Consider the following 13173-nt stretch of genomic DNA (forward strand, 5'->3'; position numbering starts at 1 on the left):
GTACTCTTACTTAATAGTTATGTTATCCCTTAGTGTTATATATTTTATGCATCTATTTTTATAGGTGCATTTTTTTTGCTTTTTTAGTGAAATAAATAACACCAATTCCGATAATTTTGTGATCTAATGTAAGCTTAAATATAAGGCTTAAAATGACTCATAACTTATCACAGCTTATTTCATCAACGAGTAATGCAAGAATGCGATTACGATTGCTTGCTGTATCTCACTTTATCGATGGAAAAAATCGCACACAAATAGCTACTTTCTTGAAAGTTAGCCGCACTAGCGTTAATAAATGGATCCATACTTATTTACATGATGGCTTAGAGGGACTTAAAGAAAAAAAACATACAGGTCGCCCAAAATCTTTGGATGATAAGCAGCTGTCACAACTGAAAAGTTTTGTTATCAATTCTGCTATAAAACCGAGTGGTGGTAGGCTTCAAGGAAAAGATGTACAAGAATATATTGCGACAGAGTTTGGTGTTGTCTACCAAAAATCTAATGTATACGACACACTACACCAGCTTGAACTAAGCTGGGTAACAACACGTTCAAAGCACCCTAAGCAATCCATTGAGACACAAGAAACCTTTAAAAAAATTCCAATTTGAAACGATCGCCAAGATCCCGTTATCGATATCGCTTGATCAAGTCGATGTGTGGTTTCAGGATGAAGCGCGGTTTGGTCAGCAAAACACAACGACCAGAGTGTGGGCAGAAAAAGGAACGCGCCCTAGGGCAATCAAACAGCAGCAGTTTACCTACGCTTATTTGTTTGGCGCAGTCTGCATCACCAATGGAAAAACAGAAGCTATCGTAGCCCCATTAAGTAATATGGATGTGATGGCGTCACACTTAGCACTCATTTCAAAGGCGACAGAAGAGGGACGACATGCTGTAGTCTTGATGGATGGTGCCAGTTGGCATCAAAAGTATCTTGATGACGAATACAACAATTTGACGATCATCCATATTCCTCCCTATTCACCCGAGTTAAATCCAATTGAGCAAGTGTGGTCATGGATGAGGCAGAATGAAATAGCTAACCGTTGTTTCAAGGATTATGAGGATATTGTTGAGAAGTGCTCAGAAGCTTGGAACCGCTTCAGAAGTAATACTAAAAGGGTGATATCTCTATGTCACCGAGACTGGGCCATTATGACCAGTTAATTATCGGAATTGGTATTACCTACATGGATGTAGGCAATTAGAACAACGCAGGAGCAGTTGTCAAGGAGTCAGGTAACTTTATCTCAGACAGCAAAAAGCCCGACTCTTTCGAATCGGGCTTCTCTAAATAGAAGTTTAGCAATGTCCTACTCTCACATGGGAACTCCCACACTACCATCGGCGCTACTGCGTTTCACTTCTGAGTTCGGAATGGAGTCAGGTGGTACCACAGCGCTATTGTCGCTAAACAAAAAGGTTACAATCTTAGAAAGCTAACGTACACGGATGTACTAATGTCGATAATGTTCATGGATGAACGTTTTTATCGACTCTCTTTCGAGGTTTAAATATCGTTTTGTTCTTTATTCTGATTCAAGTAACACGTAAGTACGTGTGTTTTCTAATGTCAGTCTTCATACAATGCACTTCATAGTTCTAAAAACTACTTGGGTGTTGTATGGTTAAGCCTCACGGGCAATTAGTATCAGTTAGCTCAAGACCTCACAGCCCTTACACACCTGACCTATCAACGTTGTAGTCTCCAACGACCCTTTAGGGAGCTTAAAGCTCCAGTGAGAACTCATCTCAAAGCCTGCTTCCCGCTTAGATGCTTTCAGCGGTTATCAGTTCCGAACGTAGCTACCGGGCAATGCTATTGGCATAACAACCCGAACACCAGCGGTTCGTCCACTCCGGTCCTCTCGTACTAGGAGCAGCCCTCTTCAATTCTCAAACGCCCACGGCAGATAGGGACCGAACTGTCTCACGACGTTCTAAACCCAGCTCGCGTACCACTTTAAATGGCGAACAGCCATACCCTTGGGACCGACTTCAGCCCCAGGATGTGATGAGCCGACATCGAGGTGCCAAACACCGCCGTCGATATGAACTCTTGGGCGGTATCAGCCTGTTATCCCCGGAGTACCTTTTATCCGTTGAGCGATGGCCCTTCCATACAGAACCACCGGATCACTATGACCTACTTTCGTACCTGCTCGACGTGTCTGTCTCGCAGTTAAGCTGGCTTATGCCATTGCACTAACCGTATGATGTCCGACCATACTTAGCCAACCTTCGTGCTCCTCCGTTACTCTTTGGGAGGAGACCGCCCCAGTCAAACTACCCACCAGACAGTGTCCCCAAGCCCGATTAGGGCCCTAGGTTAGAACATCACGCATACAAGGGTGGTATTTCAAGATTGGCTCCACAAAATCTAGCGACTCTGTTTCAACGCCTCCCACCTATCCTACACATGTAGGAGCAATGTTCACTGTCAAGCTATAGTAAAGGTTCACGGGGTCTTTCCGTCTAGCCGCGGGTATACGGCATCTTAACCGCAAATTCAATTTCACTGAGTCTCGGGTGGAGACAGTGTGGCCATGATTACGCCATTCGTGCAGGTCGGAACTTACCCGACAAGGAATTTCGCTACCTTAGGACCGTTATAGTTACGGCCGCCGTTTACCGGGGCTTCGATCATCAGCTTCGACCTAAGTCTAACCGAATCAATTAACCTTCCGGCACCGGGCAGGCGTCACACCGTATACGTCATCTTTCGATTTTGCACAGTGCTGTGTTTTTAATAAACAGTTCCAGCCACCTGGTTACTTCGACTGCTCTGAGCTTAGGAAGCAAGTTCCATCACCCTGAGCAGCGTACCTTCTCCCGAAGTTACGGTACTATTTTGCCTAGTTCCTTCACCCGAGTTCTCTCAAGCGCCTTAGTATTCTCTACCTAACCACCTGTGTCGGTTTGGGGTACGGTTCCTATATATCTGAAGCTTAGAAGCTTTTCCTGGAAGCATGGCATCAATGACTTCATGTCCGTAGACACTCGTCTCGAGTCTCAGTGTTAATAGCAACCCGGATTTACCTAAGTCACCCACCTACATTCTTTCACACGGACTACCAACGCCGTGCTCATCTAGCCTACTCCGTCCCTCCTTCGCAATATATAGAAGTACAGAAATATTAATCTGTTTCCCATCGACTACGCGTTTCCGCCTCGCCTTAGGGGCCGACTTACCCTGCCCTGATTAACATGGGACAGGAAACCTTGGTCTTTCGGCGGGGGAGTTTTTCACTCCCCTTATCGTTACTCATGTCAGCATTCGCACTTGTGATACCTCCAGCAAACTTCTCAATTCACCTTCAACGGCTTACACAACGCTCCCCTACCACTTAATCCTAAGATTAAATCCGCAGCTTCGGTGACTAGTTTAGCCCCGTTACATCTTCCGCGCAGACCGACTCGACTAGTGAGCTATTACGCTTTCTTTAAAGGATGGCTGCTTCTAAGCCAACCTCCTAGCTGTCTATGCCTTTCCACATCGTTTCCCACTTAACTAGTACTTTGGGACCTTAGCTGGCGGTCTGGGTTGTTTCCCTCTTCACAACGGACGTTAGCACCCGCAGTGTGTCTCCCGCATATCACTCATTGGTATTCGGAGTTTGCAAAGGGTTGGTAAGTCGGGATGACCCCCTAGCCTTAACAGTGCTCTACCCCCAATGGTGTTCGTGCGAGGCTCTACCTAAATAGATTTCGGGGAGAACCAGCTATCTCCCGGCTTGATTAGCCTTTCACTCCGACCCACAAGTCATCACCGCATTTTTCAACATACGTGTGTTCGGTCCTCCAGTTGATGTTACTCAACCTTCAACCTGCCCATGGGTAGATCGCCGGGTTTCGGGTCTATACCCTGCAACTAAACGCGCAGTTAACACTCGCTTTCGCTACGGCTCCCCTAATCGGTTAACCTTGCTACAGAATATAAGTCGCTGACCCATTATACAAAAGGTACGCAGTCACCCGACTAAATCGGGCTCCCACTGCTTGTACGTATGCGGTTTCAGGTTCTATTTCACTCCCCTCACAGGGGTTCTTTTCGCCTTTCCCTCACGGTACTGGTTCACTATCGGTCAGTTAGTAGTATTTAGCCTTGGAGGATGGTCCCCCCATATTCAGACAAAGTTTCACGTGCTCCGTCCTACTCGATTTCACTTAAAGGTTGCTTTAGTGTACGGGACTATCACCCTGTATCGTCTTACTTTCCAGTAAGTTCCACTAGCGCCCAATAAGCTTAAGGGCTGATTCGCGTTCGCTCGCCGCTACTAACGAAATCTCGGTTGATTTCTTTTCCTCGGGGTACTTAGATGTTTCAGTTCTCCCGGTTCGCTTCATTATCCTATGTATTCAGATAATGATACCTAGCTTATGCTAAGTGGGTTTCCCCATTCGGACATCTTTGGCTATAACGGTTTTTATCACCTCACCAAAGCTTTTCGCAGATTAACACGTCCTTCATCGCCTCTAACTGCCAAGGCATCCACCACATACGCTTAGTCACTTAACCATACAACCCTAAGTAGTCTTTTCTAATAAAAGAAGCAAAAAAAGTACACCGTGGAGACTAATCCACAGTAATTGTAAAGTCTGACATTTTCACGTACTCAATATATCCGAAGATATAAGATGAGTTACTTGATAAGACATCTTTGCTCTAAGAGCAAGTATGAATTCGATAATACATCCTTGGGGGATGCATTATCACCATTACAGCATTCACGATAAGAGAATGTTGTAACAGCTTGGTATTTATACTGTAACAAACAACAGCGCGACACCGTGTTTGTCATATAAATACCGATATTTATATCAGCTTTCCAGATTGTTAAAGAACTAATTTTTAACTCACATTCGGTTAAAAACTTGATTACCCTCCTAATAGAGTAAAAACCAAATTTAAAATCACTTAACAAGCGTATTTAAATTTGGCTTCTTTCTTTTATGAAGAATTAATACCATTTCGTTTTATCTTAAGGTGGTTTGTAGCGACGTGTAGTCTTTTCTACACGAGACTGCGAACTTACGCAGATATAACACGAAATTGGTAGGTCTGGGCAGACTTGAACTGCCGACCTCACCCTTATCAGGGGTGCGCTCTAACCAGCTGAGCTACAGACCTATTTTATCAACAAGCCCTACTGAGCTTTTTTCTTCATTTCATTATCATACAATTTGTGTGAATACTCTGAACATCTCTTAAAAGGGATATTCCATTATTCGTTTTTACTTCAAGATAAGGAGGTGATCCAACCCCAGGTTCCCCTAGGGTTACCTTGTTACGACTTCACCCCAGTCATGAAACACAAAGTGGTGACCGTCCTCCCGAAGGTTAAACTAGCCACTTCTTTTGCATCCCACTCCCATGGTGTGACGGGCGGTGTGTACAAGGCCCGGGAACGTATTCACCGTAGCATTCTGATCTACGATTACTAGCGATTCCGACTTCACGGAGTCGAGTTGCAGACTCCGATCCGGACTACGACAAGCTTTGTGGGATTCGCTCAACCTCGCGGTATTGCTGCCCTCTGTACCTGCCATTGTAGCACGTGTGTAGCCCATCCCGTAAGGGCCATGATGACTTGACGTCGTCCCCACCTTCCTCCGGTTTATCACCGGCAGTCTCCTTAGAGTTCCCGCATAACGCGCTGGCAAATAAGGATAGGGGTTGCGCTCGTTGCGGGACTTAACCCAACATTTCACAACACGAGCTGACGACAGCCATGCAGCACCTGTCACAGAGTTCCCGAAGGCACAAGTCTATCTCTAGTCTCTTCTCTGGATGTCAAGGGATGGTAAGGTTCTTCGCGTTGCATCGAATTAAACCACATGCTCCACCGCTTGTGCGGGCCCCCGTCAATTCATTTGAGTTTTAACCTTGCGGCCGTACTCCCCAGGCGGTCAACTTAGTGCGTTAGCTGCGCCACTCACGCCTCAAGGGCACAAACGGCTAGTTGACATCGTTTACGGCGTGGACTACCAGGGTATCTAATCCTGTTCGCTCCCCACGCTTTCGTTCCTCAGCGTCAGTATCTGTCCAGGTGGCCGCCTTCGCCACTGATGTTCCTTCCAATCTCTACGCATTTCACCGCTACACTGGAAATTCCACCACCCTCTACAGTACTCTAGTCTACCAGTTCAAAATGCAGTTCCAAGGTTGAGCCCTGGGCTTTCACATCTTGCTTAATAACCGCCTACGAACGCTTTACGCCCAGTAATTCCGATTAACGCTTGCACCCCTCGTATTACCGCGGCTGCTGGCACGAAGTTAGCCGGTGCTTCTTCTGTTGTTAACGTCACAGAATGCAGCTATTAACTACATCCCTTTCCTCACAACTGAAAGTGCTTTACAACCCGAAGGCCTTCTTCACACACGCGGCATGGCTGCATCAGGCTTTCGCCCATTGTGCAATATTCCCCACTGCTGCCTCCCGTAGGAGTCTGGGCCGTGTCTCAGTCCCAGTGTGGCTGATCATCCTCTCAAACCAGCTAGAGATCGTCGCCTTGGTGAGCCATTACCTCACCAACTAGCTAATCTCACTTGGGCTAATCAAATGGCGAGAGGTCCGAAGATCCCCCCCTTTGGTCCGTAGACGTTATGCGGTATTAGCAGTCGTTTCCAACTGTTGTCCCCCACCATAAGGCATATTCCCAAGCATTACTCACCCGTCCGCCGCTCGTCAGCAGATAGCAAGCTATCTCTGTTACCGCTCGACTTGCATGTGTTAAGCCTGCCGCCAGCGTTCAATCTGAGCCATGATCAAACTCTTCAATTAAAAATCGTTTGTGTAACCCCACCATTCTTACCTAAGTAAAAGTGATGTGTTACTGCTCAATGAATTCTGTCGTGATATCCTCTCAACCTAATAAAAGGCGAAGCTGATATCGCATTACATAGTCGCTACCTATCTCGCTAGAAATAAGTAACTATATTTATTTGCATGAACATCATTCATTAAGCGTTTTTTTGTTCCTTGCTACAAGAGCGAGAAACTATGTAAAAACAAGTTAATGTGAGTATTCACACAAATTGCATGATAACTAATTGTTAAAGAAGCTTACACTGTCTACCTTAGTAGAGGGTAAGCAGTAAATAATCGCATTCGTTATTTACTTGACTTCGTTGCTGTTGCCCCGAAGCAGGATGCGTATCATACGCTTCCGAGTTTTAATGTCAACGTTTTATTTTGATTTATTTAAAAGTTTTTGCAAACTCTCAAACCCTTCATTTTAAAACGTTAAGTTAACTATTTATCATTAAATGAGAGTAGATAACTTATTAAAACAGCCCGTTGATGATTCGTTTTGCCTGAACCCCTTGGAACTGGAGCGCATTGTAGAGAGTTTTTATATTTGAGCAAGTGTTATTTTCATTTTTATTCAATTAAATTCAAAAACAGCATCGTTCGTTTGTTATTAACCCAAAAGCCGTACACAAAGCAGACAACACCTTGCGTGAGACACTTAATGCTCTTAAAGAATGGCATATTCAACTTCCTTTTATCTACAAATATTAGCTATCTGGATACATCAAATTAAATAAAATGTTAAAACAGCTATATAAGAGTAATACTTTATGAAATTTTGAATAATTTTGAATAATTTTGAATAATTTTGAATAATTTTGAAGTAAAGAATAACCTTTATAAAGCTCATATTCTCTAGCATCTATTTAACACAGTAATTAAACTGGTATCTCTTTATTATTTAATAACTAGTATTAGCCAATATAATAGCCTTTCATTAACATTTTCAATTCATTGTTTCTTACCATGACAACTAAAATATGCCACTTGGGTGTAGTTAACCACAATTAATGATTTTCTATGTTTTGACATAAACATTTTAGCTGTTGATTTAGGCTTGCTAATAGCTCACCTAATAGCACTTACTTATCTACTTTATCGTAATTTATAAATGCATAATATGTTACCTAATGACATGACCGATCGCCTTATTAATAATATTACTCCTCCGCTTTTCAATGAAGAAAGAGCTGTATTGATTAATCAAAAGGATTTCAAACGAAATTATGCATAACGCTATAATTTTTGATATCGATGACAGCTAACTTTTTTCAACTCATACATAAAACTAGCCATTAGCAACTTTTATGCGACAATTTATGACGCACATGCAATCTATAATAAGTTCGATATCAACTGAATGAGAAATATAATGGAAGAACTCCTACAAACACGACCCGGAATAATTATTACAGTAGTAGGTATTGGTGGTTGTGGCTGTAATACAGTAAACACGCTACATGAAAGTAATTTAGCAAATACGGTTAATTTACTCGCTGTTAATACCGATATGGCCACACTTAATTATATTGATGTTGAGAATAAAATACTGATCGGTGAAGGCTTAACAAATGGTTATGGAGCTGGCGCAGATCCTGCTGTTGGTTTAAAAGCAGCATTAGAAAGTGAAGAAGCGATAGTGAATGCACTTAAAAATAGCGATATTGTTGTAATTACCGCTGGGTTTGGTGGAGGAACAGGTACTGGTGCAAGTCCTCTAGTAGCAAAGGTTGCACGTGGTCTTGGTATTAGCTGTATAGCTATTGTTACCTTACCATTCGAGTCTGAAGGAAAAATGCGTATGGATTACGCCCTACAGGGTTTAGACGATATTAAAGAACCTGCTCAAGCTTTTATTACACTATCCAATGATCTACTACTCAAAGGGCTTGGTGATAGTGTCGGTCTCTTCTCTGCTTTTAAACAAAGTAATGATGTATTAAAAAACTTAGTTTCAGCTTTAGTTCAAATGTTCACTCAAACCGGTTTCATTAACGTCGATAAAAATGATTTCTCCAGAATACTATCGTATGAAGGAGAATCTATCCTCGGTGTTGGTAAAGCAGAAAGCGAAGACCAATACCTAGAAGCTTTAGATCAAGCACTCAATAATCCATTAGTATCTATTGCTAAAATTGACACTGCGAAAGGTATTATTATCCAAATAGTTTGCCGAGAAGAAATACAGTTAGCTACTTACGATGGTATACCTAAACAAATACGTTCGAAATTAGCGAATGAATCTGCTCTAATCGTGGTTGGCGTAACCTTAGACCCAAATTTAGATTCAGCCCTTGAGATCCTATTAATAGCATCAGGAATAAAGAGTGAGGATAACCAAATAGATAAAAAAGAAAAAGTTGAGAAAGTTTCTTATGTAGATGATGATTTATCTTTTATTCGTAATAACATTGAATCCATTGAAAACAATAAACATTACATTCCCGCCGATGAAGATTTTACTGATATACCAGCGATAACTAGGCAACTAATAGAAACTCGGCGATTGAAAGATTTAGAGAAAATTAAAAACGTCAGCTAATATTCTCAGGGAGCTATTGATACTTAGCAAGTAACTCTTGTGCCTGTTCTTTAAAATATCGTCTTAAAGAACTAGGCTCTAATACTTCTATTGTGTTGCCTAAGCCACGTAAAAAAGCTCGTAGTTTTGGGTTATCTTCAACTGTGGCACTAATTTTTACAATCTCCGAGCTTTCAGTTTCTATCGTTACCTGATTATCACTGAATTTCGCATTACTCATAACAAAATAACTGTCTTTACGGGCTAATAAAGATAATAAGATTTCTTTTTGGCTAACATTAGATCTGAAATACGAATTTTTTGTTTGTTCGAAATTAAAGTGTTTAGGAACGGTTACATCAGCATCATCTAGCTGGACATCTTTTATAAAAGCGATGGGGAATTTATAAATTTTTTGATGAAAACAACCAATGCTACAAATCAATGTGACTACATATTCTCGTTGAATTAAGCCCAATGGGTTTATGTGATGATATCGCTTCCAGATAGGATCTTTATTAGGAAGTAAGTAGCGTTTCAAATCAGCAGACATCTGTTTCTTATGAAAAATTGCCTTTTTAATTTTAGTTAAGGCCTCTTTATCAGGTAAAGGTAATGAGACCGGATTATTGCTATTAATTAAAGCAACAGATTTTTTCCAGTGGGAGATCAATGGTGACTTCTCACTATTAATGATGATATCTGCTTTTTCAAAGTAAGGTGAAAGATCATCTAAAGTCGACTCTGGTAGCAAAGTACCAGCCACTTCTTTTAAGGTTGAAAAAGCTAAAGCAGAATTAGCATCCATCAAAGCTATATTGAGCTTTTTCCAGTTTAAGTTAATTGACCAGCCGTAAGGTTTTGAACGCTTATCAACCTCTAGACCAAACATCCCCATCGATTCAATTGCTTCGAGATCACGTTGAATCTTTCGAATGATTAAACTCTCATGACCATTAGCTTCAAGTAAATCAAGTAACTGCCGTGTAGTTATTTTATTTGGATAGCGAGGAATATGATCGAGTAAATCTAACCGCCTCTGGAATGATAACAAACTTACTCCTTGTATTATTCAATAATGATTTACAAAGAGGATATCACGCAAGTACGACAAAAACTGTCGCATAGATTGTTTTCACAATAATTAAATATGCAACACAGATCAATAATAGCTAGTGTTAAAAAGGAATTTAAGTGATGAAAAAAATGCATTAATTATTTTAGAAAAGCCATGGGGAGCAAATATTAGCAAGAACAATCAAGCTAGTGTCTGCCATTCTTTAAAGGATTAGAGTCAATTGATGGTAGTTTTGATACATATTATTCTAATTTTTACGAAACAAAAAGCTTTGAACAAGCTTTAGATGCTCTAACCGAATCAAACGACAAACAATATTATATTTATGTCGCCTGTCATGGTTAAGGATTACGCCTAGGCGGACTCAATTTAGAAACGGTTATGCGCTTAATTGACCAGAAGGCTCAAGAAAAAAATATAGTAGGTGTTCTCTACGGTTCTTGCCTTGTAGGGAACAACTTTGGTCACTTTTAAGCCTATACTCAAGCTTCCTCCATTTGCTGAAAAATAGGTTATAAATGTTCTGTAAATTGGCTAGATGGCACACTTTTAGATGTAAACCTTCTATCTAACTTAATTGGCTTGACCGACAAACGACTTCATCAGGAAGACTATATACTTAATAGCATTAAAAGTGCTTTATCAACTTATAAAAGTGACTATTCTATTGGTTCTAATGAGCAAGAAGAAATGTTACTTTCAGACTCTTTAGCTGCAGTAATCCAGCCTAAAGGACAAGGTAAAAAAAACTAAGGATGTAAGTAACTTACTTTTTGAAGAGTAAATATTATGGCTGCCAGGTAATACTCTTTTAGTTAAGAAGAGGATCAAAACCATCTAACAAAGCTTGACGGTATTCTCCTGTTTTTATTCTAGCATCAGCCAATTTAATATCTGGATAACGACCAATTTTAATTCGTTGTTGCTTACCTTGCCATCTAAAGCGATAATTGAACGTAATTATTGCATTAGCGGTGATCCTTGCGGTCAAACCATCACGGTCAGCTAATTCTCTTTTACCAGTGTAAGGTGCTTTTATGTTTCTGAGTTTGTTATCGCTTAATGACATAGTAAAACCTAAATACAATACGATCCGTCTATGGGCACAGCTTACACTTTTATGATGCACACTTTAGAATTAGCGATAAAAAATAGCAATGAACCTTAATGGATACTAAATTGATAAAACATACTGATATTAAAAGAAAAAATGTAACCTCAGCATGGAGCAACAGAAGCTAATGGATGCTAACAAACAACCTACAATTTTATGGCACGATTACGAGACATGGGGAATTTCACCTGCGTTTGATAAACCTTCTCAGTTTGCTGGTATTCGCACTGATCTTGATTTAAACATTATTGGCGAGCCTGAAATGTTCTATTGTCAGCCGCCTGTAGATTATTTACCTCATCCTGAAGCTTGCTTAGTTACCGGTATTACACCACAAAAAGCACAACAAGCTGGTTTAACCGAGGCTGAGTTTGCGAGTCGAATACATCATTTATTTAGTACACCTAATACCTGTGTGGCCGGTTATAACAACATTCGCTTTGATGACGAAGTAAGCCGCTATTTATTTTATCGCAATTTCTACGACCCTTATGCCCGTGAATGGCAAAATGGTAATAGCCGCTGGGATATTATTGACATGGTTCGCGCTTGTTATGCTTTACGCCCTGAAGGTATTAACTGGCCAACTGTTGAACGTGACGGAGAAGAAGTTGTTAGTTTTCGTCTTGAGTTGTTAACAAAAGCAAATGGTATAAATCATGAATCAGCTCATGATGCGATGAGCGATGTTTATGCCACTATTGCTATGGCTAAATTAATTAAAGATAAGCAACCTAAGCTTTATGATTTTATTTTTAACTTAAAAAGTAAAAAACAAGTGGCTGAATTACTGAATGTGGCTGAAATGACGCCGGTTGTTCATACCTCGTCTAAAATATCATCGGCGCATGGCTGTACTAGTTGGTTTGCGCCTATTAGTTATCATCCTGTAAATAAAAATGCCGTAATCTGTGTCGATTTAGCGCAAGATATCGAACCATTACTGTCATTAACCAGCGAAGAGATAAAAGCACGCTTATATACACGTCATGATGACTTAGCCCCTGATGAAAAACCTATTCCTGTTAAGTTAATTCACATTAATAAGTGCCCTATTGTTGCGCCAGCTAAAACCTTGTTACCTGAGAATGCCCAACGTTTAAATATTCCACGCGATTTTTGTTTAGAAAACTTAGCAACATTAAAAAAACATGCTGAATTACGAGATAAATTAAGTGATGTGTTTGCGACATCAGATTTTGACAATACTGATGTAGATGCCGAACAAGCATTATATGGTGGCAGTTTCTTTAGCCATGGTGATAAAGCGCAAATGGATATTTTACGTGGTTTAACGCCTGAGCAATTAGCGAACCATCCATTTCAGTTTCAAGACGAGCGTTTAAGTGTGTTGTTATTTCGTTATAGAGCGAGAAACTATCCATATACCTTGTCTACCGAAGAGCAGCAAAAATGGCAACAACATTGTCAAACCAAACTTCAATATGGCGGTAAAGGTATTTTATCACTTGATGAATTTATGATTAAAATTGAAAACCTTGCGCATGAACATGAAGATGATAAAGCTAAAATGTCTGTGCTCAAATCCTTATATGAGTTTTTACAAGGATAACAGAGGGGATATCATTCTTCGTTTTTAATCGAGTATTTTACTTTCGTTAGTGTTAACTGAGTT

General features: G+C 40.7%; 6 protein-coding genes, 1 tRNA gene and 3 rRNA genes. 4 read left to right on the forward strand and 6 right to left on the reverse strand.

Annotated elements, in window-relative coordinates; all coding sequences use genetic code 11:
- Positions 1-152: 152 nt before the first annotated feature.
- Positions 153-1176 (forward strand): IS630 family transposase gene (locus tag GQS55_RS11860; protein ID WP_442872147.1). Its coding sequence is split into 2 segments (ribosomal slippage): positions 153-607 and positions 606-1176, totalling 1026 coding nucleotides; the frame shifts between segments, so codons are not numbered across the junction.
- Positions 1177-1309: 133 nt separating this feature from the next.
- Here the strand turns inward: GQS55_RS11860 and rrf are convergent.
- The 4 genes from rrf to GQS55_RS11880 all read right to left on the reverse strand — a co-directional run bounded on the left by rrf (position 1310) and on the right by GQS55_RS11880 (position 6794).
- Positions 1310-1424: ribosomal RNA gene (rrf, locus tag GQS55_RS11865) — 5S ribosomal RNA — on the reverse strand.
- Between the two features lie 209 nt (positions 1425-1633).
- Positions 1634-4528: ribosomal RNA gene (locus tag GQS55_RS11870) — 23S ribosomal RNA — on the reverse strand.
- 535 nt (positions 4529-5063) lie between these two features.
- A tRNA-Ile gene (locus GQS55_RS11875) sits at positions 5064-5140 on the reverse strand.
- Positions 5141-5255: 115 nt separating this feature from the next.
- Positions 5256-6794: ribosomal RNA gene (locus GQS55_RS11880) — 16S ribosomal RNA — on the reverse strand.
- Together the 16S, 23S and 5S rRNA genes with 1 tRNA gene alongside form the textbook arrangement of a ribosomal RNA operon.
- A gap of 1402 nt (positions 6795-8196) precedes the next feature.
- Between GQS55_RS11880 and GQS55_RS11885 the strand changes: the two genes are divergently transcribed.
- The gene (locus GQS55_RS11885; protein WP_159820720.1) at positions 8197-9366 is read left to right on the forward strand and encodes a cell division protein FtsZ; all 1170 of its coding nucleotides are present in this window, start codon (positions 8197-8199) and stop codon (positions 9364-9366) included.
- Between the two features lie 13 nt (positions 9367-9379).
- On the opposite strand, the gene GQS55_RS11890 is transcribed toward GQS55_RS11885, so the two are convergent.
- Positions 9380-10399, reverse strand: coding sequence for a helix-turn-helix transcriptional regulator (locus GQS55_RS11890; protein WP_159820721.1), 1020 nt, complete (start codon positions 10397-10399; stop codon positions 9380-9382).
- Positions 10400-11005: 606 nt separating this feature from the next.
- Between GQS55_RS11890 and GQS55_RS11895 the strand changes: the two genes are divergently transcribed.
- Positions 11006-11176 (forward strand): hypothetical protein, encoded by a 171-nt coding sequence (locus GQS55_RS11895; RefSeq protein WP_159820722.1) that lies wholly within the window; start codon positions 11006-11008, stop codon positions 11174-11176.
- Positions 11177-11234: 58 nt separating this feature from the next.
- Here GQS55_RS11895 and GQS55_RS11900 read toward each other — a convergent pair whose 3' ends face one another.
- Complete coding sequence (locus tag GQS55_RS11900; protein WP_159820723.1) at positions 11235-11492, reverse strand: Arm DNA-binding domain-containing protein; 258 nt, start codon at positions 11490-11492, stop codon at positions 11235-11237.
- Between the two features lie 172 nt (positions 11493-11664).
- Here GQS55_RS11900 and sbcB point away from each other — a divergent pair, with 172 nt between their 5' ends.
- Complete coding sequence (gene sbcB / locus GQS55_RS11905) at positions 11665-13110, forward strand: exodeoxyribonuclease I (RefSeq protein ID WP_159820724.1); 1446 nt, start codon at positions 11665-11667, stop codon at positions 13108-13110.
- Positions 13111-13173 lie beyond the last annotated feature (63 nt).

The organism is Colwellia sp. 20A7 (genome assembly GCF_009832865.1).
Lineage (GTDB): Bacteria > Pseudomonadota > Gammaproteobacteria > Enterobacterales > Alteromonadaceae > Colwellia.